At 33.6% G+C, this 22,270-nt stretch carries 20 protein-coding genes and 1 tRNA gene; 15 read left to right on the top strand and 6 right to left on the bottom strand.

Annotated elements, in window-relative coordinates:
• Positions 1 to 141 precede the first annotated feature (141 nt).
• The 7 genes from RN605_RS07375 (at position 142) to RN605_RS07345 (ending at position 7,335) form a co-directional block, all read left to right on the top strand.
• Positions 142 to 1,074, top strand: coding sequence for a TolB-like translocation protein (locus tag RN605_RS07375; protein WP_313323696.1), 933 nt, complete (start codon positions 142 to 144; stop codon positions 1,072 to 1,074).
• Positions 1,075 to 1,164: 90 nt separating this feature from the next.
• Positions 1,165 to 1,237: transfer RNA gene (locus RN605_RS07370), tRNA-Met, on the top strand.
• Positions 1,238 to 1,287: 50 nt separating this feature from the next.
• Positions 1,288 to 1,542, top strand: a complete 255-nt coding sequence (locus RN605_RS07365; RefSeq protein ID WP_313323694.1) for a GIY-YIG nuclease family protein — start codon at positions 1,288 to 1,290, stop codon at positions 1,540 to 1,542.
• A 162-nt stretch (positions 1,543 to 1,704) separates the two neighbouring features.
• Complete coding sequence (locus RN605_RS07360) at positions 1,705 to 2,157, top strand: KTSC domain-containing protein (RefSeq protein WP_313323692.1); 453 nt, start codon at positions 1,705 to 1,707, stop codon at positions 2,155 to 2,157.
• 30 nt (positions 2,158 to 2,187) lie between these two features.
• Complete coding sequence (gene era, locus RN605_RS07355) at positions 2,188 to 3,069, top strand: GTPase Era (protein ID WP_313323689.1); 882 nt, start codon at positions 2,188 to 2,190, stop codon at positions 3,067 to 3,069.
• A gap of 74 nt (positions 3,070 to 3,143) precedes the next feature.
• Entirely contained in the window at positions 3,144 to 4,454 is a 1,311-nt protein-coding gene (der, locus tag RN605_RS07350) for a ribosome biogenesis GTPase Der (protein WP_313323688.1), read from the top strand.
• Positions 4,455 to 4,554: 100 nt separating this feature from the next.
• Positions 4,555 to 7,335, top strand: coding sequence for an outer membrane beta-barrel protein (locus tag RN605_RS07345; RefSeq protein WP_313323686.1), 2,781 nt, complete (start codon positions 4,555 to 4,557; stop codon positions 7,333 to 7,335).
• Positions 7,336 to 7,430: 95 nt separating this feature from the next.
• Here the strand turns inward: RN605_RS07345 and RN605_RS07340 are convergent, their stop codons facing one another.
• Genes RN605_RS07340 through RN605_RS07320 form a run of 5 tightly spaced genes read right to left on the bottom strand, consistent with a single transcriptional unit; the run spans position 7,431 to position 10,646 of the window.
• A complete protein-coding gene (locus RN605_RS07340) occupies positions 7,431 to 8,246 on the bottom strand; it encodes a TPM domain-containing protein (RefSeq protein ID WP_394853498.1) in 816 nt (271 codons plus the stop codon).
• A gap of 5 nt (positions 8,247 to 8,251) precedes the next feature.
• Entirely contained in the window at positions 8,252 to 8,689 is a 438-nt protein-coding gene (locus RN605_RS07335; protein WP_313323685.1) for a TPM domain-containing protein, read from the bottom strand.
• A gap of 3 nt (positions 8,690 to 8,692) precedes the next feature.
• The gene (locus tag RN605_RS07330; protein ID WP_313323683.1) at positions 8,693 to 9,310 is read right to left on the bottom strand and encodes a LemA family protein; all 618 of its coding nucleotides are present in this window, start codon (positions 9,308 to 9,310) and stop codon (positions 8,693 to 8,695) included.
• Positions 9,311 to 9,333: 23 nt separating this feature from the next.
• On the bottom strand, positions 9,334 to 9,666 hold the full coding sequence (locus RN605_RS07325; RefSeq protein WP_313323682.1) for a MerR family transcriptional regulator: 333 nt from the start codon (positions 9,664 to 9,666) through the stop codon (positions 9,334 to 9,336).
• Entirely contained in the window at positions 9,666 to 10,646 is a 981-nt protein-coding gene (locus tag RN605_RS07320; RefSeq protein WP_313323680.1) for a peptidoglycan DD-metalloendopeptidase family protein, read from the bottom strand. The genes RN605_RS07325 and RN605_RS07320 overlap by 1 nt, the downstream gene beginning before the upstream one ends.
• 123 nt (positions 10,647 to 10,769) lie before the next feature.
• Here RN605_RS07320 and RN605_RS07315 point away from each other — a divergent pair, with 123 nt between their 5' ends.
• The 4 genes from RN605_RS07315 to RN605_RS07300 all read left to right on the top strand — a co-directional run bounded on the left by RN605_RS07315 (position 10,770) and on the right by RN605_RS07300 (position 16,434).
• Positions 10,770 to 11,627, top strand: coding sequence for an SRPBCC domain-containing protein (locus tag RN605_RS07315; protein WP_313323679.1), 858 nt, complete (start codon positions 10,770 to 10,772; stop codon positions 11,625 to 11,627).
• Positions 11,628 to 11,642: 15 nt separating this feature from the next.
• Positions 11,643 to 14,279, top strand: coding sequence for an alanine--tRNA ligase (gene alaS, locus RN605_RS07310; RefSeq protein WP_313323677.1), 2,637 nt, complete (start codon positions 11,643 to 11,645; stop codon positions 14,277 to 14,279).
• Positions 14,280 to 14,439: 160 nt separating this feature from the next.
• Entirely contained in the window at positions 14,440 to 15,177 is a 738-nt protein-coding gene (locus RN605_RS07305) for a hypothetical protein (RefSeq protein WP_313323675.1), read from the top strand.
• 465 nt (positions 15,178 to 15,642) lie between these two features.
• A complete protein-coding gene (locus RN605_RS07300; RefSeq protein ID WP_313323673.1) occupies positions 15,643 to 16,434 on the top strand; it encodes a hypothetical protein in 792 nt (263 codons plus the stop codon).
• A gap of 12 nt (positions 16,435 to 16,446) precedes the next feature.
• Here RN605_RS07300 and RN605_RS07295 read toward each other — a convergent pair whose 3' ends face one another.
• Positions 16,447 to 18,207, bottom strand: coding sequence for an ABC transporter ATP-binding protein (locus RN605_RS07295; protein ID WP_313323672.1), 1,761 nt, complete (start codon positions 18,205 to 18,207; stop codon positions 16,447 to 16,449).
• 115 nt (positions 18,208 to 18,322) lie between these two features.
• Between RN605_RS07295 and RN605_RS07290 the strand changes: the two genes are divergently transcribed.
• The 4 genes from RN605_RS07290 (at position 18,323) to RN605_RS07275 (ending at position 22,266) form a co-directional block, all read left to right on the top strand.
• Positions 18,323 to 19,276: a GSCFA domain-containing protein gene (locus RN605_RS07290; protein ID WP_313323670.1), complete on the top strand. Its 954-nt coding sequence runs from the start codon at positions 18,323 to 18,325 to the stop codon at positions 19,274 to 19,276.
• Between the two features lie 72 nt (positions 19,277 to 19,348).
• Entirely contained in the window at positions 19,349 to 21,226 is a 1,878-nt protein-coding gene (locus tag RN605_RS07285) for an outer membrane protein assembly factor BamB family protein (RefSeq protein ID WP_313323668.1), read from the top strand.
• Positions 21,227 to 21,305: 79 nt separating this feature from the next.
• Positions 21,306 to 21,836: a DUF6252 family protein gene (locus RN605_RS07280; RefSeq protein ID WP_313323666.1), complete on the top strand. Its 531-nt coding sequence runs from the start codon at positions 21,306 to 21,308 to the stop codon at positions 21,834 to 21,836.
• A 211-nt stretch (positions 21,837 to 22,047) separates the two neighbouring features.
• On the top strand, positions 22,048 to 22,266 hold the full coding sequence (locus RN605_RS07275; RefSeq protein ID WP_313323665.1) for a hypothetical protein: 219 nt from the start codon (positions 22,048 to 22,050) through the stop codon (positions 22,264 to 22,266).
• Positions 22,267 to 22,270 lie beyond the last annotated feature (4 nt).

The following is a 22,270-nucleotide window of genomic DNA, read 5'->3' as shown; positions in this document are numbered from 1 at the left end:
GTATGTTATTAATGTCTTATTGCCGTTATATTAATGCTTGACTAATCTATTAGTGAACTAGTATTTTAGTGTTATTAATAATAAAGTAAGCAAACATTTACCTAAATTCGTTGAATCATTCATCAACAAAACACAATCACCATGAAAAAAACACAAATCATCACATTCTTCTTAGCAATCACCAGCCTGATAAACGCCCAACAAGAACAAACCATCGAAATAGCCTTCCCAATCCTCAACCAATACACAAACATCCGCGATATAAACATCGCAACCGATGGTTCAGAAGCCTACTTTACCATCCAATCACCAGCCGGCGAACTATCACAAATAGCCTACATCAAAAAAACCAACAACAACTGGTCAGAACCACAACTACTAAGCTGCTCCGACCAATACAACTACCTCGAACCATTCCTATCATCCGACCAAAAACGCCTCTACTTCGTTTCAGACAGACCACTAAACAAAACCACCACCGAAAAGAAAGACTTCGACATCTGGTACCTCGAACGTCAAAACAAAAAAAACCCATGGTCCGAACCAATAAACCTCGGCAGTCCAGTAAACACCACCCAAAACGAATTCTACCCTACACTCGCCGACAACAATAACCTCTATTTCACCCTAGATTCTCCATCCGGTTTAGGAAAAGACGACATCTACTATTCAAAATGGAATGGCACAGCCTATGAAACCCCCGAACTCCTCAACCAAAACATCAATTCCTCCGGCTACGAGTTCAACGCCTTCATATCCAAAAACGAAGACTTCCTAATCTATACAAAATACAACACACCCGACGGTTTCGGCAGCGGCGACCTTTACATAGCCCGCAAAGACAACCAAGGACAATGGCAAACCCCAACCAATCTAGGCAAAAACATCAATACTAAATACATGGAATATTGCCCATTCTACGACCAAGCCAATCAAACACTCTATTTCACCAGCAAACGAAACAACATAACCCCAAAACAATTCAAAAACTTCAAAGAATACCAGCAATACATCCTCCAAAGCCACAACGGATTAAGCAAAATATACAAAACAAAAACCAACCTAACCGAGTAAAAACAAACCCTCAGAAATAAAAATCAAAAAATTTATTAAAACATTTTGTTTGCATAATACAATATAATGTATATCTTTGCACTCACAAATCGCGGGATAGAGCAGTAGGCAGCTCGTCGGGCTCATAACCCGAAGGTCACAGGTTCGAGTCCTGTTCCCGCTACAAAGAAAAAAGCCATTCAGAAATGAGTGGCTTTTTGTTTATATTTACATATGGATGAATTCGTAGTTTATATATTATACTCTAAACAATTTCACAAAAATTATACAGGCTATACTTCTAATTTAATAGAAAGGTTTAAATCTCATAATTATTATGGAACTAAAGGATACACTATAAAATATAGACCTTGGGAAGTAATTCATGTAGAATTCTTTTCTTCAAAAGCAGAAGCTTTAAAGCGAGAAAAGTATCTAAAAATGGGAGCTGGAAGAGAATTTATAAAAAATATTATATCCAATTTATGAAGTCGGGCTCATATCCGCCGCGGCGGACACAGGTTCGAGTCCTGTTCCCGCTACAAAGAAAAAGCCATTCAGAAATGAGTGGCTTTTTTATTTATAATCTTTTCTAAATCATTGATTAGTAATAAATAATATATACTACCTTTGCCGCTTTATTTTCAAAACATGAACACAAAAAAAATAGCAGAGTACAGAGCTTTGCTAAATGTTTCAAAAACAGCAACATTAAAAGAGCTAAAAACAATCTACAGAAACAGTATGAAAGAATGTCATCCTGATAAATTTGTAGGTTCAGATGCTAACGAACAAGCAGAAGCACAAAGTACTGCAATCATTGAAGCTTATCATTTCTTGGTAAGTATCGCTCCCGAAACACAGGAAAAAGTAAAACCAGCTTACGAAAACACTATTAAAAACGCAGGCATTTTAGACTTCTACATGGAAAACGGTGCTTTATACATCAGCTTCACCGACGGTAGCAACTTCGAATATTTTGGAGTACCAAAAAACACCTACATCAAGATGATCAATGCAGAATCGCCAGCGCGTTTCGCAAGAAGACACATCTACAATAACTTTTTATACCGAAGCGCAAGCAAACTGCTAGCCGAAGTATAATTATTTTTAAAAAAAAGAATTCAGAAAGAAATGCATAAAGCAGGATTTGTAAACATCATAGGAAACCCAAACGTGGGTAAATCAACATTAATGAATGCCTTCATTGGTGAACGATTATCCATTATAACTTCAAAAGCACAAACAACCCGTCACAGAATTTTAGGAATTGTTAATGGCGAGGAGTTCCAAGTAGTCCTTTCAGACACTCCAGGAATTATTAAACCAGCTTATGAAATGCAAAAATCAATGATGGATTTTGTGAAATCTGCTTTTGAAGATGCTGATGTGTTAATCTATATGGTTGAAATTGGTGAAAAAGAACTGAAAGACGAAGCATTTTTCAATAAAATCATTCACTCTAAAATTCCGGTTTTATTACTATTAAATAAAATTGACAAGTCTAACCAAGAACAACTCGAAGAGCAAATTGACCTTTGGAAAGAAAAAGTTCCTAATGCTGAAATATATCCAATATCAGCTTTAGAGAACTTTAATGTAAAAGAAGTTTTTGCCCGAATATTAGAATTATTACCAGAATCACCACCATATTATCCAAAAGACGCACTAACCGACAAACCTGAGCGTTTCTTCGTAAACGAAACCATTCGTGAAAAGATTTTAACCAACTACGACAAAGAAATTCCATACGCTGTAGAAATAGAAACAGAAGAATTCTTAGAAGATGAAAAAATCATCAGAATTCGTTCGGTTATTATGGTTGAACGCGATACCCAAAAAGGAATCATCATCGGTCATAAAGGCGCAGCACTCAAAAAAGTAGGCATGCAAGCTCGTGAAGATTTAGAGAAATTCTTCGGAAAACAAATCCACATCGAACTTTTTGTAAAAGTCAACAAAGATTGGAGAAACAACGCTTACCAACTTAAAAGATTTGGGTATAATCAAAAATAATAGCCACTAATTTTAAACATTTTATATTATAAACCTTTAAAACAAAAGGTTTACTTTTGCAAAAAATAAAAACCATGAACAATATAGTAGCCATAGTAGGAAGACCAAACGTAGGGAAATCTACTTTTTTCAACCGTTTAATTCAAAGAAGAGAAGCCATTGTTGACTCTGTTTCTGGAGTTACTCGCGATAGAAATTATGGTAAAAGTGAATGGAACGGAAAAGAATTTTCAGTTATTGATACTGGTGGTTACATCAAAGGTTCCGATGATATTTTTGAAGGCGAAATTCGTCGTCAGGTTGAATTAGCTATTGATGAAGCCGATGCTATCATTTTTGTGGTTGATGTTGAAGAAGGAATAACTCCAATGGATGCCGAAGTTGCAAAGCTTTTAAGAAAAGTAACCAAACCAATTTTAATAGCGGTAAACAAGGTTGATAATGCTATGCGCGAAAAAGACGCAGTTGAGTTTTATAACCTAGGATTAGGCGAATATTTTACAATTGCAAGTATTAGCGGCAGCGGAACAGGTGAATTGTTAGACAAATTAGTCGAAGTTTTACCTGAACTTCCTGAAGCAACAGAAGAAGAAAATCCATTACCTCGTTTTTGTGTAGTTGGTCGTCCTAATGCAGGAAAATCATCCTTCATCAATGCATTAATTGGCGAAGACAGATTTGTAGTTACAGATATTGCAGGAACAACTCGTGATGCTATTGATACTCGCTATAATCGTTTTGGTTTCGAATTCAATTTGGTTGATACTGCCGGAATCCGAAGAAAAGCTAAAGTAAAAGAAGATTTAGAGTTTTACTCAGTAATGCGTTCGGTGCGTGCTATCGAGCATTCTGATGTTTGTATACTAATCATTGATGCTACTCGTGGCTTTGAAGGTCAAGACCAAAGTATTTTCTGGTTAGCAGAAAAGAATAGAAAAGGAGTAATAATTTTAGTAAATAAATGGGATTTGGTTGAAAAAGATACCATGTCAACCCGTGATTACGAGCGTAAAATCCGCGAGCAATTACAACCATTTACTGATGTGCCAATTCTTTTCGTTTCAGCCTTAACAAAACAGCGTTTGTTAAAAGCTTTAGAATCAACAGTACAAGTTTTTGAAAACAGAAAACAACGCATTCCAACTTCTAAGTTCAACGATTACATGTTAAAACTAATAGAAGCATATCCACCGCCAGCATTAAAAGGGAAATATGTAAAAATTAAATACTGCATGCAGTTGCCAACACCAACACCACAGTTTGTGTTTTTTGCCAATCTACCACAATATGTAAAAGAACCATACAAACGTTTTCTAGAAAACAAGATTCGTGAAAATTGGGACTTTTCAGGTGTTCCAATTGATATTTATATTAGAGAAAAGTAAAAATTCTGTTAAATTTAGGTAAGAAATTTTCTCAATACACAATAAAATAAGTAATTAGTCGTTTATAGTTTTAACTAACCTTAAACGACTAATTTTTTTTATGCCAAAATCATTTCTTTTGATGCTATCACTTTTTTGTTGTAGCATAGTTTTTTCTCAAAATTCTATTTCTTTAAAGGGAAAAGTAATCGACAAAAATTCTAAAATTCCTCTCGAATCAGTAACGGTTTATTTAACTTCAAAAATCGATTCTACAGTAGTAGACTATACCATTACCAACAAAATGGGTTTTTTTGATTTAAAACTTAAAAAAACGAACAAACCTTTAGTACTAAAAATTTCATATGTAAGCTACAATGATTTCAAAGAAGATGTTTCTAATTTAAATTCTGATAAAGACTTTGGTACAATAGAACTTGAGGAAGCCATCAAAAACTTAGATGAAGTTGTTGTAAAATCAGAAACACCGCCAATCCGAATAAAAAAAGACACACTCGAATTCAATGCTTCGTCGTTTAAAGTTGGCGCCGATGCTAATGTTGAAGCACTTTTAAAGCAGTTGCCAGGAGTTGATATTTCACCCGAAGGGAAAATTACGGTAAACGGTAAAGAAGTCAATAATATTTTGGTAAACGGCAAACCATTCTTTGGCAAAGACGGAAAAATTGCCACACAAAATCTTCCAGCTGATATTATTGATAAAGTTCAAGTAGTCGACACTAAAACCAAATCAGAAGAAATTTCAGGTGAAGGAGCAAGTTCCGAAGATAAAACTATAAACCTTACCATTCAGGAAGATAAAAACAAAGGTTTTTTCGGGAAAATAATGGCTGGTCGTGGTTCGGATAGACGATATGAATCTAGTTTATTGCTCAATTATTTTAAAGGCGAACGAAAGATTTCTGTCTTAGCATCATCTAATAATATTAATTCTGTTGGTTTTTCGATGAATGAAATATTTGATAATATGGGCGGAGGAAGAAACACATCCATGTACTATAACGACGATGGAAGATTTGGAATAAACGGGATGACTTTCGGCGGCGGAAACGGAATTACAAAATCCAACTTGGTTGGTGTAAATTATCAAGACCAATGGTTCAAAAAATTGGATAATACAACGAGTTATTACTTTTCGAATGCCGAAAATGAAAACATAAATAGAACACAAAGCACTAATTTATTGCCAACAGGAACAACTTTGACAAACTCAAATTCTATTAGCAGTTCGATTAGCAATGGACATAATCTAAACACTGATTTTGAAATAAAATTAGATTCTACAGCAACTATTTATGTTAGTCCGAAGTTTACTAAAAACCTTTCGAAGAGTAGATTTTCAAGAGATAGAATTACTACCGATGAAAATTTGAATGAATTAAACCGAAGTAACAGCGATGATTACAGAGAAATTGAAAATTCAAATTTTGAAACTGAAGTAAGTTATAGTAAAAGATTCAAAAAGAAATCTCGTGGAATGACTGTTAATTTAAATTTTGAATCAAAAGACCAAAGAACATTTAACAACACCAATTCGGCTACTTTGTTTGCAGATACAACACCTGATGATATTCGACAGCAAAATAGTTTTGAACGAGAAAAGCAGAATGATTTGCGGTTTGAAGTTCGTTTTGGTGAACCATTGACGGATTCATTGCGATTGAGTTTGACTTCAGAAATAAAATTCAATAACAGAAGAGAAAGCTTAAATACTTTTGATTTTGATGCTATTGCCAACGATTATAGTGATTTCAATGATTTACAATCCAATTCTATTCGTTCAGACCAGTTTACTTATTTTCCTTCAACGGGTTTAATTATTGGTAAAAACAAAACCAATGGAAGAATTAATTTTGGTCCTGAGTTTGTAAATTTCAAAGCAAAATCAGATTACTTGGGAGTTTCTACTGATTTGAATAAAAATTATATTTTTCCAAAAGTAAAAGGATACATCAGTCACCGAATTGGAAAATCAAAATCAATTTATGCCAATTATAATTATGAAGTTTCTGTTCCAAGTGCGAGTCAATTATTGCCTGTAGAAAACTTATCCAATCCATTAAACACTATTGTTGGTAACGAAAATTTAGATCCAACCAAACGTCACAGTATGTATTTTGGGTTCAATAATTATGATTATGCTTCACGTTCTGGATATTATATTTACTCTGGATTTAATGCAAGTAAAGATGCGGTTGTTTCATCTACTGTTTTTGATTCTAATTTTAAATCAATCACTACTTATGAAAATGTAGATAGGTCATTTTCCTCTTATTTTGGTGGAAATTGGAACAAATCGTTTAAAAAAGAAAAAAGAACCTTAAGATTATCAACAGGAATTAGTTTTGACTACAATGTTAATCAAGGATTAACCAATGCAGTTTTATTTGAGTCAAGACAATTACAAATTAATCCTAGAGTTAATTTAACTTGGAGTATTGATGAGTTAATTACCATTGCGCCAAGCTACAGATATTCCTTTTCAAAAACTAAATATGACAACTATGTAATTGATAAAGCCGATAATTTTACACACAATGCAAAAATTGAAATTACTTCCTATTTTCCTAAAAAGTTAGTAATAGGAAATGATTTTGGATATACTTATAATTCAAATATCGCTGGCGGTTTCAGAAAAGATTTCTATTTATGGAATACAAGTATTGGATACAACTTTTTTAATGACCAATTGCTTGCAAAAGTTAAAGTATACGATTTATTAAATCAAAACTTAAACACCAGAAGAACCATAACACCAACAGCAATCATCGATTCTGAAAACACCGTTTTAAGACGTTATGTAATGTTTTCGCTGACCTATAAAATTGAAAAATTTGGCGGAAAGAAAAAGAATGACAATATGATGTTCTTTGAAGATTAAAAATAAAAAGCCTCGCTATTTGCGAGGCTTTTTAAATTATAGTTTTTATAAAATTTCAAACCTTATATTTCTTAATTGTAGAATAGTAAATTTGATTACCATCCGCCGCTTGCGCCACCACCAGAAAATCCGCCGCCACCAAAACCACCGCCAAAACCACCACCAGAAGAACCTCCGAAACCTCCGCCAAATCCACCGCCAGATGAACCACCAAAACCACCTCGATTTCGTCCTAAGCTACTTAGAATAATAATATCTGATAAGTCTAAACCACCACCACGATTACCTGAGTTTCCACCATTATTTTTGTTTTTAGCAAAAATTATTATCAGAATGATGATTACAATAATGATTGGAAAAATTGGAAAATTTCCTTTTTTGTTTTCTTTTCGTGTGCCTTTAAATTTGCCTTTTAAAACATCAATTATAGCGTCAGCTCCTTTGTCTAAACCTCTGTAATAACTTCCGGCTTTAAATTCAGGAACAATTATATAGTCTATTATTTGTCCACAAGTAGCGGCAATTAATTTATCCTCAACGCCATAACCAGGTCGAATGCTTATTTTTCTATCGTTTTTTGCAACAAGAATAAAAACACCATTGTCTTCTTTAGCTTGTCCAATTCCCCAATTCTGTGCCCAATTGGTTGAAACTACATCTATACTTTCTCCTTTTAAATCATCAATAGTGGCAACAACGATTTGAGTTGAGGTAGAATCAGAATATCTAATGAGTTTTTCTTCAAGTTGAGTTTTTTCAGAATCGCTTAATAATTTAGCATAATCATAGACCGAAGTTTGAAAGCTTGGTTTTTCAGGAATTGTAAATTGTGCAAAAACAGTTTGAATTTGGAGTACAAAGCAAAAAAGTATAATTCGATAAAAAAGCATTTTTGTATTTATAATTTTCATGTTTTTTATCCTTTTGAAATTTCATTAGAAAGCTCATTTGTATCGTCATCTTGATAAGGAAAAAATTTTTTTAATTCTTCTCCAGCTTTCAGGATGCCATCAATCAAACCTTGTTTAAAATTTCCTTGTTTAAAATGTGATACCATAATATCACGCGTGGTATCCCAAAAATTATCAGCCACTTTAGTATTGATTCCTTTGTCACCATAAATTACAAATGTCTTGTCTTTTACGGCTACATAAATCAAAACGCCATTATGCTCTTTGGTTTCATCCATTTTCAAAATATGAAAAACTTCCATAGCACGTTCAAACGCATCTATAGAAGTCTTTTTTTCTAAATGCACACGAATTTCACCTGAAGTATTTTTTTCAGCCACACGAATAGCTTCAACAATTTCTTGTTCTTCTTCTTGGGTTAAAAAATCTTCTACTTTTGACATCAATTATTCTTTTTTGTCATTGCTGAAATCGAATTCTACGTCAACTGGTTTTTCAGCACCAGCAACTGCTTCGAAATATGGTTTTTCTTTGAAGCCAAATAATCCTGCGAATAAATTATTTGGAAACACTTTAATGTGACTATTGTATGGTTTAGTTGCTTCATTAAACCTAGTTCTTGCAGTTAAAATTTGATTTTCTGTGCTTGCTAATTCTCTTTGTAAGTCTAGAAAGTTTTGACTTGCTTTTAAATCAGGATATTTTTCTACAGTTACTAACAATCTTGATAAAGCACTATTTAATCCGCCTTGAGCTTGGTTAAATTGAGCTAATTGTTCTGGTGTAATGTTTGTTGGGTCAACAGTTACCGAAGTAGCTTTTGCTCTAGCATTTACAACTGCTTCAAGTGTAGATTTTTCAAAATCAGCTGCGCCTTTTACGGTTTTTACTAAGTTACCAATAAGGTCATTTCTGCGTTGGTAAGCTGTGTTAACATTACCCCAAGCTTCTTTAATGTCTTGTTCGTATACTACAGCTTTGTTATTGATTCCTTTTACGTAATTGTATCCAATAAAAAGAACTACAATTACAATTATCCACGGTAAAAATTTTTTAAAATTCATGTTTTATTTGTTTTAGGTTTATTTTATAAATTCTTTTTTAAATCAGTTAGTTGCGCTTTGATAGTTTCTAGTTTCGCAACAATGTCAAACTTGTCTAAGGTTTGTTTTTTACCTTCTTTTAAATGAGTTTTTGCACCTTCAAGTGTAAAGCCACGTTCTTTTACCAAATGGTAAATCAATTGAAGATTTTTAACATCTTCTGGAGTAAACATTCGGTTGCCTTTAGCATTTTTCTTTGGTTTGAGAACATCAAATTCTTTGTCCCAAAAACGAATTAAGGAAGCATTTACATCAAAAGCTTTGGCTACTTCGCCAATGCTGTAATATCTTTTATCGGGTGAAAGTTCTATATGCATTAATCTAGAGATTGGTTTTCTTGGTTAGCTAATCGTGAAATAACGGTATATTCTTCGGCAGAAATATTGCCATAATAAAAATTAATTGGGTTGACAACTTTGCCATCTTTATGCACTTCATAATGCAAATGCGGAGCTTCGCTTCGTCCAGTGCTACCAACATAGCCAATTATATCACCACGTTTTACACGTTGTCCTGCACGAACGTTGTATTTGCTTAAATGACCATACAAAGTTAAATAGCCATATCCATGATTGATTTCAATATGGTTTCCGTAACCCGATTTTGAATTATCTGCATTTTTCACAACTCCATCACCAGTGGCAAAAATAGGCGTACCAGTATTAGCTGTAAAATCCATGCCTTCATGCATTTTTCTAGCTTTAGTAAACGGGTCGCTTCGATAACCAAAACCAGAAGCTATGCGTTTCATTTGCTCATTTTTTACGGGTTGTATTGCAGGAATTGCAGCTAATAATTTATTTTTTTCTTTTGCCAATTTCAAAATTTCATCTAATGATTTTGACTGAATTGCCAATTCTTTTGAAATAATATCTACCCGTTTTGAAGTATTAATAACAAGGTCAGCATTGTTTAGTCCTGCTAATTCTTTATAACGATTAATTCCGCCAAAACCTGCTTTGCGTTGTTCGTCAGGAATAGGAGAAGTATTGAAATAAGCGCGATAAATATTGTTGTCTCGGTCCTCAATGTTGGCCAAAACTTCATCAATCTGATCCATTTTTTTATTTAAAATGGAATATTTCAGCTTCATGGTTTCAATTTCACGAGTCAACAATCTGTCTTTTGGCGTTTCAAAAAAGGTAGTGTTTAAAAGCACCACAAAACATAAAAATCCAAATAACGCAGACGATAAAATAAATCCGCCAACATAAGCGAATTTTCTTTTAAATGAAGTCTTTATTTTTTTATAAGCTAAACTTTCGGTATCGAAATAATACTTTACTTTCTTCGCCATTTTTTATTTTATACTATTTTTGTGGAGTTTAAAAGAAACACTAGTTATACGAACAAATTTAAGAAATGTTTCATAGTTATCTAGTTTTTATTTTTTTAATCTTAACTTTTAATACTTAATACCATGGCTGTAGTTACTGTTGAAACAATATTTGATTCCTCACCTCAAAAGGTTTGGGAAGCGATTACTAAACCAGAAATAATGAAAGTATGGTATTTTGATATTTCTAATTTTAATCTTCAAATCGGAAACGAGTTTACTTTTTATGAACCAGACGGGAACTCTTATTTTCATAAATGTAAAATTCTGAAAGTTGAGGAAAATAAGTTACTTCAACATACGTGGACGCACCCAGAACAATCAAAAGGAAGTTCAGTTGTAACTTGGAAAATAGAAGCCATTAACGATGAAAAAGTAAAAGTTACTTTAACTCATGAAGGGCTTGAAACCTTTGCTGATGGTGGTGATAAGTTTGCTCCTGAAAATTATGAAATGGGATGGAATGCTTTAGTGAAAACCAACCTGAGAAATTATTTGTATAACATAGAGAAAATTAAATTTACCACTGTCATAAACGCATCTGCTGGTAAAGTATGGGATATAATGTGGAACAAAGAATTATATACAAGATGGACAACGCCATTTTGTGTTGGTTCTTATTTTACGGGCGAATTAGCTCAAGGAAGTCGTGTTCACTTTTTGTCGCCATCAGGTTCAGGAATGTACAGCGATGTGTTATATTTAATTCCAGAAAAACTGATTATTTTCAAACATATTGGAAATATTGCCGACTTAAAAGAATTACCTTTGGACGCCGAAACCGAGAAATGGACAGGTTCATTTGAAACCTACAAATTGGATGAAGTTGACGGAATAACAACAGTTACGGCCGAAGTAGATTGTGTAGAACAATATCTTGACTATATGAAGGATAAATTTCCTTTGGCATTAACTGAATTAAAAAGAGTAGTAGAAAAATAATATCTCAATAGTTAAATGAAATCACAAGACATTAGAAAAGCATATTTGCAGTTCTTTGAAAGCAAAAACCATTTGATTGTACCATCAGCTCCAATCGTTCTTAAAGACGATCCAACACTGATGTTTAACAACTCAGGAATGGCACAATTCAAAGAATTCTTTTTAGGAAATGGAACCCCTAAAAGTAAAAGAATAGCCGATACCCAAAAATGTCTTCGTGTTTCAGGTAAGCACAATGATCTTGAAGACGTAGGTTTTGATACTTATCATCACACCATGTTTGAAATGTTGGGCAACTGGTCGTTTGGAGATTATTTTAAAAAAGAAGCACTTGCTTGGGCTTGGGAATTTTTAACCGAAGTTTTGAAGCTTGACAAAGACCGTTTATATGTTTCTGTTTTTGAAGGAAATCCAGCTGAAGATGTGCCTTTTGACCAGGAAGCTTTTGATATTTGGAAGCAATATGTTCCTGAAGACAGAATCATTTTTGGAAACAAAAAAGACAACTTCTGGGAGATGGGCGACCAAGGTCCGTGTGGTCCTTGTTCAGAAATCCATATAGATTTACGAAGTGATGCAGAACGTTCAGCAGTTTCTGGTAGAAGTTTGGTCAATGCAGACCATCCACAAGTGGTAGAAATCTGGAATAACGTATTCATGGAATTCAACCGAAAAGCCGATGGTTCCTTAGAAAAACTTCCAGCACAACACGTAGATACCGGTATGGGATTTGAACGTTTGTGTATGGCAATGCAAGGTGTTACCTCCAATTATGACACGGATGTTTTTACACCATTAATTGAAAAAGTAGAGCAAATCACAGGATTAAAATACACTTCAAACGAAGTTAAAAACATCTCTGAAGAACAAAACAAAGTAAATATCGCAATCCGTGTGATAGTAGACCATGTGCGTGCCGTTGCCTTTGCTATTGCAGATGGACAATTGCCGTCAAATACTGGTGCAGGTTATGTTATCCGTAGGATATTGCGTCGTGCTATTCGTTATGGTTTTACGTTTTTGGATACCAAGGAACCTTTTATCAATCAATTAGTAGCTGTTTTAGCTAATCAAATGGGTGAGTTCTTCCCAGAGATTAAGTCCCAACAACAATTGGTAACCAATGTAATCAGAGAAGAAGAAGCATCGTTCCTAAGGACTTTAGAGCAAGGGTTACAATTACTCGAAAACGTAATTGTATCAACTAAAGGAAAAGAAGTGTCTGGTGAAAAGGTTTTTGAGTTATACGATACCTATGGTTTCCCAAAAGACTTGACCGCACTGATATTGAAAGAGAAAGGTTATTCGTTTAATGAAAACGAATTTGAGATAGAACTTCAAAAACAAAAAGCACGTTCTCGTGCTGCTTCTGAGGTTTCAACCGAAGACTGGAAGGTATTAATTCCAGGAAATGTAGAAACTTTTGTGGGTTATGACCAAACCGAAAACGATGTTAAGATAACCCGTATCCGAAAAGTTGACAGTAAAAAAGACGGTATTTTATACCAAATTGTTTTGGATGCTACACCATTCTATCCAGAAGGCGGAGGACAAGTAGGCGATAAAGGTGTGCTTGTGTCAGCTAATGAAACGATTGAAATTATAGATACCAAGAAAGAAAATAACTTGATTCTTCATTTTGCAAAGCAACTTCCAGAGAATGTTGAAGCGGCTTTTGTAGCAAAAGTAAATACAGATTTAAGGACTTCAACCTCAAAAAATCACTCTGCTACGCATTTGATGCACTTGGCTTTGCGCACCATTTTAGGAACGCATGTAGAGCAAAAAGGCTCATTGGTTAGTCCTAACTACTTGCGTTTTGACTTTTCTCATTTTAGCAAAGTAAACGATGAAGAATTAAAACAAGTAGAGAATTTTGTAAACCAACGCATTGCGGAACAACTGCAATTAAACGAATACAGAAACCTACCTATACAGGAAGCCTTGGCAAAAGGAGCTATGGCTTTGTTCGGAGAGAAATATGGTGACAGCGTTCGTATGATTGAATTTGGCGAAAGCAAAGAGCTTTGCGGAGGAATTCACGTAAAAAATACAGCCGATATTTGGCATTTTAAAATAGTTTCAGAAGGTGCTGTTGCGGCAGGAATCCGTCGTATTGAGGCAATTACTGGCGATGCGGTTAAAGATTTCTATAACCAACAAGAGCAAACTTTAGCAGAATTGAAAGAAACTTTAAAATATCCTCAGGATGTTTTAAAAGCAGTTGGTTCGTTGCAAGATGAAAATACCAAGCTTAAAAAACAGGTTGAGCAACTAATTAAAGACAAAGCTAAAGGACTGAAAAGCGAATTAGCTTCTCAAATTCAAGAAGTAAACGGAGTAAAATTCCTAGCGGTTCAGGTAGATTTAGATGCGACTGGCGCAAAGGATTTAGCATACGAATTAGGAACTAAAGAAACCCAACTGTTCCTTCTTTTAGCAACTAACCAAGACGATAAACCGATGTTAACCTGCTACATCTCTAAAGAATTAGTAGATAGCAAAGGCTTGAATGCTGGTCAAGTAGTGCGCGAATTAGGGAAATATATAAACGGAGGCGGAGGCGGACAGCCTTTCTTTGCCACAGCTGGAGGTAAAAACTCAGCAGGAATTCCAGAAGCTTTAGAAAAAGCAGTCAATTTCATTAAATAAATATTTTAATAAATGATAAAACTTTTTACTATAAACCCATCTGATATTCTTCAGACGGGTTTATTTTTTTAATTAACAATCAACATTTTTTTTGTTGAGAAAAAACTTTTTTAATTCATAATAAATTTACTTAATTGCGCAAAATTTAAATTAAACTGAAATGAAAAAAGTTATCTTATTTTTAAGCGCCATTACCATTACCTTATCATCATGTTCTAGTAGTGATAGTTCTTCTAGTACAACAAACGTTGATGATGTATTACCAATTAAAATTACTGACACGTATAATGATGGTTCAGTAGTCTCTAATATTACTTATAACGGTAAAAAAATCAAACAAGTTTCAAGCAACGATGGAGAGTTAATTAAATATACCTACACTGGTGATTTGATTACCAAAGTAGAAACTTTTTACGATGGTGAATTGGACACTACAGAAACATTGACTTACAATGCTTCTGGTCAGTTGATTGGTTATACAGATATCTCTGATTTTTGGGATAATCAAGAAACATATACTTACAACTCAGACGGTACTGTTTCTTTTACAAGAATAGCAGATGGAACATTCTATTCTTCAGGTAGTATTACCATGATTGGAAATGATGTTTCACAAGTTGTAATTAATTACGATGATACTGGTCTTACTTCAACAAATACATATACTTACGATACAAGTTATTCTCCGTTTAAAAACATTGTAGGCTATAAATGGTATTTATTGGCAGGACTTTCAGAAAACCAAACACAAGGTTTTGACCATAACGTTTTATCATATACTGAGTCTCTATCATCATTCAGTAATTATACAAGTACTTATCAATATAATTCATTGAATTTTCCAGTTTCAATTTTAACATCAGATGATGATGCTTTGACTACAATTCAGTACAACTAAAAGTAAAATAAGGCACAGCAGAAAACCTAAAGCAGTTACAACCTTAGGTTTTTCTGGAATTTCTAAGCAATTTTACAATTAAATACAGATAGAAACCCATGCAACTGCATGGGTTTTTTATGGGTTTTCTTTGGGATGTTTGCATATTGATTAAATAATAACTCTATACTGAGTCCATATAAAAATCCGTTTTATACGGACACAGTATGGACACAGTATGGACTCAGTACGGACTCACTCCGAAGAAAAACCATTTTAATTACTGCTTTTTAGTTAATAAAAACCGAAAAATTACAGATTTAAAACCGAATCCATTTTCTTGAATTTTGATGGATTTATTGTTTGTAAATCAGTATATAATAGCTATATATCGATTTTTTTAACAGATTATCGCAAATTTTGTGATTAGCAATACTAATCGTATAAGTTTGAAGTGCCAAATCGAATTTTAAATACATTGCACTTATGAAGCCTACTTCTATAATAACAGCTTGTTTTCTTTTACTATCATTAGCGCTAACATCGTGTAGCAGTGATTCTACGTCTAGTAATCAAATGGTTCAAAGTATGGTTGATGTTGCTACAAATGGTGTAACAAGAACAAGTACCTTTAACTATAATGGTAATAAAATTGTCAGCATTGTTAATGAAGATGCTTCTATTGAATTCTCATATTTAGGGAGTTTAATTTCTCAAACTGTTCAAACTAATTTAACTACTTTAGAGCAGGAAGTTCTTAATTATACCTATACAGACGGTAATTTGACTAAAATAGTATCTTCTAATAATTATTCTATAAACTACCTTTATCAGGCTAATGGAACGATTAATTACGAAAAGATTGCCAACGAAGGACTTACAAACGAAACGCTGCTATTACACGGAACATTGAACATTGCTAATGAAAATCTGTTGAGTGATAATACTGATTATGATGACAGTCCAGTAGATATTGAGCAAAAACATCAACTAGTTTACAACTACGATTCTAACAGAAATCCTTTGTATAACATTACAGGATTTAAAAAATTGTTGAATTTTGGCAAAGCAATTTCAAAGAATAATGCTAATAATGGTACAGAAATGTATTCTGAAAATAATATAGCTACTAATCAAGCTACCTCTTCAATGGAACTTTTGGTTAGCACGTTTCAGTATAATGGTAACCAATATCCACAAAAAAGAGAATCTAATTTTCTTCTTTTAGATTTTGGTGTTGCATTTCCTAACTACGAAAAAACCTTGTATAGTTATTAGAATACTAATGAGTTAAGCGGTAAAAGTCGCTTTTCGTTCCCCAATTTGCTGACGCCACATCGCATAATACAATCCTTTTTCGGCTACCAGGTCATCGTGTTTTCCTTCTTCAATTATTTTTCCTTGTTCTAGAACAAATATCTTATCGGCGTGCATCACGGTTGATAAGCGGTGCGCAATCAATACTGTAATTCGGTTTTGGTCCGAAATGGTTCTGATAGTATGATTGATTTCTTCCTCGGTAATCGAATCTAAAGCCGAAGTAGCTTCGTCAAAAATCAATAAATTAGGGTTTCTCAATATGGCACGAGCAATGGATAAACGTTGTTTTTCGCCGCCAGAAACTTTGATTCCACCTTCGCCAATGGTAGAGTTTAATCCGTCATCGGCACGGTCTAATAACTTTTGACAACTGGCTTTTTGCATCACTTCAAGCAATTCTTCATCGGTAGCATTAGGTTTTACGAATAATAAATTCTCGCGAATGGTTCCTGAAAATAGCTGTGCATCTTGGGTTACAAATCCTAATTGCTTTCTTAAATCGAGCAAGTCAATTTCTTTAGAATCAATATTGTTATACAAAACTTCTCCATCGGCTGGCGAATATAAGCCAACCAACAGTTTCACCAAAGTTGTCTTTCCTGAACCCGATGGTCCAACAAATGCAACGGTTTCGCCTTGCTTGATGTCAAAATTAATGTTGTCAACCGCTTTTTGACCAGCAGTTTTATGTTTGAAAGAAACGTTTTTGAAACGCAAATTAGTAATCTTACCTACGTGTTTTGGGCTTTTTGGACGGTATTCTTTTGGAGCGCTAAGCAGTGTTTTAAAGTTCTCCATAGATACTTTGGTTTCGTTTAAAACGATGATAAAATTCCCCAATTCCTGCAAAGGACCAAAGATGAAAAAGGTAAAGAATACCATAGTTAGCAAGTCGCCTACCAATATTTTTCCACCAAAAAGGAAATAATACAAGGTGAAAACCACACAAGTTCTTAAGAAATGCACAGTGGTTCCTTGAATGAAACTCAAACTTCGAATGAAGCGAACTTTTTGTAGTTCTAACTGAAGTATTTTCAAGGTGTTGAGGTTGAGTCGTTTTTCTTCCTGATGGGTTAATCCTAAACTTTTTACAAGTTCAATATTGCGTAAACTTTCGGTAGTTGAACCTGCCAAGGAATTAGTTTGATTAACTATTTTACGAGAAACGACTTTTATCTTTTTACCCAAATAAGAACTTACTAAAGCAATAATTGGCGCCGTGATTAAGAAGATTAATGAAATACGAGCATCAATTCGAGAAACGTATAGAATCACAAAAACAAACCCGATAATGGTTTGAAATATTAATGAAATGGACAACGTGATTAGCTTTTCGCTATCCGAACGTACTTTGGTAAGTTTACTCAAGGTTTCACCACTACGTTGGTCTTCAAACTCTTCAAACGGTAAATCGAGCGACTTTTTAATACCATCAGTATACATTTCGGCACCAGTTCGTTGGATGACGATGTTTGTAAAATAATCTTGAAAGTTTTTAGTAATACGTGAAATCATTGCAGCACCAAGCGACAAGCCTAACCAAAACCCAAGCGATTTTAAAAATCCAACTTTGTTTCCTGCATATTTTGCTATTTCCACACCACAATCCTGCATTAGTTTACCCGTAATTACGGAGTCAGAAAGACTAAAGCAGATGTTAATGGATGCCATGATTAAGGCAAGAAAAAGCAATAATTTGTGTTTTATGATATAAGAGTAGAGTAGTTTCATAGCGTGAAAATTTTCAGAGGCAAAAGTACTAATAATACTCAATTGACTAGTCGTAAAAAAATATTAAATCTTTTAGAAATTAATTTCATTACTTTTGAAAACCAAATGATTTAGTATGGATTTTAGAACCATTGTACCCATAAAAAAACATGAAAACCCAATAGATTACAATAGCGAACTATTGCTGATGGGTTCGTGTTTTGCTGAAAACATTGGTGATAAATTTGAGTATTTTAAGTTTAAAAATGCTGTAAATCCATTTGGTATCATCTTTAATCCAGTTTCAATTATGAAATTGGTAGAGCGAGTAGTTGAAAAAAACTATTATAAAGATTCAGATGTTTTTTTTCATAACGACTTGTGGAGTTGTTTTGAGGTACATTCGGAGTTGAGCAATCCCAAAAAAGACGATTTGTTGAAGCAGTTGAATGATTTAATTGAGTCAACACATCAACAAATAAGTAATGGAACCCATTTCCAGATTACCTATGGTACTTCATGGGTTTATCGTTATAAAACTTCGAATGAAATAGTTGCAAATTGTCATAAAGTGCCACAAAAAGAGTTTGAAAAAGAGCTGTTATCAACAGAAAATATTCAAAATTCTATTCAGAAAACCATTCAATTGGTTCATGAAATAAACCCAAAGTGTCAATTCATTTTTACTGTTTCACCAGTCAGACACATCAAGGATGGTTTTGTAGAAAACCAGCAAAGCAAGGCACATCTTTTAACTGCGCTTCATAAAGTTATCAGTCAGTATTCATCAACAAGTTACTTTCCAAGCTACGAAATCATGATGGATGAGCTTAGAGATTACCGTTTTTATGCCGAAGATATGTTGCATCCTAATCAGGTTGCTATAGACTATATTTGGGTAAAGTTTTTTGAGAATTTTGTTTCTGAAGCAGTATTTAAAACCATGCAAGATATTTGTGATATTCAAAAAGCACTGCATCACAAACCTTTTAATCCTGATTCTGAAAGTCATCAAAAGTTTTTGAACAACCTTGAGTCAAAGATTTCAAAAATTAAAGAGAAACTACCTTTCATTAATTTCAAAAAATAGGGCAACTGCCTTATTTACTGTTTTTTATTTTTTAATGAGGTTTGTAAAGTACAACTTTATAAATCTACACTTATGAAAACGGTAATTAAAAAGATTAAGATTTACTTCTTATTGTCTATTATGTTTTTGAGCAACGTTTTTGCTCAAACAAGTCCCAAAAACACTTATAATCTGGATGGTAAAATTAACTTCATGAAGTTAACTGAAGCAGGTGTTTTACTCATAGCTCACAAAGATGGTTTTGCAGGAATAAAACCAGAATCAAACAAACTAATTTTTGATTTTAAAGATTATGGTTCTGTAAAAGAGGAAGAACTAGAGTTTGTTCCCGATTCACCTTATGTTGTAATTGCACAAGGTGGCTTTGCTAATATGTCTTCCAAAAAAACAGTTTTTGATTATGTGATTGGAAAACAATTGTTTGAAACTAAAGAAAATGGTTGGAAAGATGCTTTTTCAACACAAGTTTTTTTACCTCAAAATAAATTGGTAGTTGCAGGAGTAAGAACTTCAAAAGAAAAGTTTGCACCAGCAGTTGGAATATACGATTTAGTTACGGGTAAAGAAGATAAGCTCATTTATTTGATAGAACCGGGTAAAGTAACTATGGGAACAGTTACAATTACTGGTAGTGTTTTTATGAAAGACAAAAAAATTTATATTCCAACTTCTAAAGAATTAATTTGTTATGATACGAATACAAGTAACAAAATATGGTCAGCAAAGGTTGATGATTTGACATGGTTAACATCTGATGAAAGTGGAAAAGAAATTTATGGTTTCGAAGGAACAAATGGCGGTGATACCAAAATATATAAAATAAGCAGCTCAGGAGAAGTTTTGTGGAAAGAAGCTCAAAAAGTAAAAGGAGCGGTTACTCGTTTCGAGATTTTACCTCAAGGCATCGCAGTTGTTAGTGATGTAGCAGATAAAGGCGGAAGTGTTTTTGCGGCAAAAGCAGAATCAAAAATTACGATGCTAAGTGCAAAAGACGGTGCAGATTTATGGGATAAAGCTCCAAAAACCAAAGGATACGTTCAACATTTTTATATCATGGAAGATGGAATATTATTTGGAATTCAATCAGGAGGAATCAATAAAATATCATTTACAGGAGAAACGCTGTTTAAAAAACCATTAAAAACAGGCGAAAACATTCACACTATGGCTTTAACACCAAAAGGGATGATTTATATAACTGACTCAGATGCAGATATTATTAATTTGAAAACTGGAGAGTCAATCTGGAATAAATCTATAAAATACAAAAGTAAAAGCGCTGTAACTAGTACCTATGACTCCAAAAATAAAAGATATCTAATCAGCACTGGTGATGAGATAGTGGCAATTGATGAAAATTCAGGTACTATTTCAACATTAACAGCATATAAGTTTGAAGAAAAAGAATCGCCAACTAGTTTTTCTGTTCGCAATGGTGGATTATTACTCTCATCAGACCAAAATATAATGATGCTCAATTTTGATGGGTCAAAAAAATTTCATGAGTATTACAAATCACCAGGAAGATCAACATTTGGTAAAATCATGGGAGGTGTTTTGGCAGTTGCATCAACGGCTGCATCTGTTTCAATGGCTGCAAGAGCAGGAGCGAACAGAACTGGATACGGTGGAGTTAATGATATGAGTAGTTATAATGATTATGGTAAAGAAGCAAAAAGAGCATCAGACATGTTTGCAAGTATCGGTTCTGCTTCATTTGATTACATGAGTAAAAGATTTAAAGCTTCGGCAGCAACAGAGAATTCGCAATTTATATTGACAAAATTAGATGATGGTGTTGGATTAGTAAAAATCAATAAAGATAGTGGGACAAAAGAAAAAGAAATAGTGTTAAAAGATAAAAAGCCACAATATGAAGTTGATGAATATGCTGGTGTTTTGTACTATCAAAAAGACGATAAAACTATTGAAGCTTTTGACTTAAATTAATAAAATAGGGCAAATGCCTTATTGATTGCTATTTGACTTAGAATCAACTTTGTATCACTAACTTAAACATTAAATAATTATGAAAACAATCAAAAAAATCAGTTTAGTTTTATTTGCTGCATTAGCAGTATCATTATCATCATGTAGTAGTGATGGTGGAAGTGGTGGAGGAACAGCTGGGGCTGGAACCATTAAAGCAAAAGTGAACGGATCGTGGGTAACTACACCAGAATTGACTACAGCGGCTACTCATTCAGGGAATTTTTTGCATATTCAAGGAACTGCTGGAGATACTTCAAGTAAATCGTTTTCAGTTAATGTAATTGCTTTTGATGGTGTGGGAACTTATGATATTGGCGGTGGCGTTTCGGGCTTAGGTGCTGCTAATGCTACTTACAATGAAACTATTGTGAATATATCAAATCCAATGGCTTCTGATTACAGCAACTGGTCCGCACCTTATGATGGTGGAGCGAAAGTTGGCGAAGTTACAGTTACTGAAATTACCGAAACAAATGTTAAGGGTACTTTCTATTTCACTGCAAAAAATACAGATGATAATTCAACAAAAGAAATTACGGAGGGTTCATTTAACATACCTTTAGAATAAAAGTAGATAATGCAGAACATAAAAAAGACCTGAGAATTCAGGTCTTTTTTATCCTATAATCCTAATAAGTAATGCCAATTCTAGGAGTAATAAAAACAATCAAATAAAAAATAGGTTAAGAACGTTTTACTTTTAATTCACAATAGTTATGACTTTCCTTCTAATGCTACTTTTTTTCTTTATTTTGGGTTTTGTGCTTTATATAAGCTTCATGATAAACAATCAAAAGAAAAAATTTAAGAGTACTATTTTAAATCTTCAAAGAGCTATGGTTCAGCTTACTGTTGAACAGAAAAAACAAAGTCAGCAATTGGTTTTATCAGAAGATTTGAAACAAAAAATAGTTCAAATAAACCAAACCATAAGTCAAAGCGTCTATGAATTAGGCTTTGAATTGTTTAAACAAAATTACCCAAAGAGAACAACTTAACTTT

Source organism: Flavobacterium sp. PMTSA4, from assembly GCF_032098525.1.
Taxonomy (GTDB): Bacteria; Bacteroidota; Bacteroidia; order Flavobacteriales; family Flavobacteriaceae; genus Flavobacterium; species Flavobacterium capsici.
The sequence above is the reverse complement of the archived record's forward strand: the minus strand, read 5'-3'. Positions and strand labels throughout refer to the sequence as shown.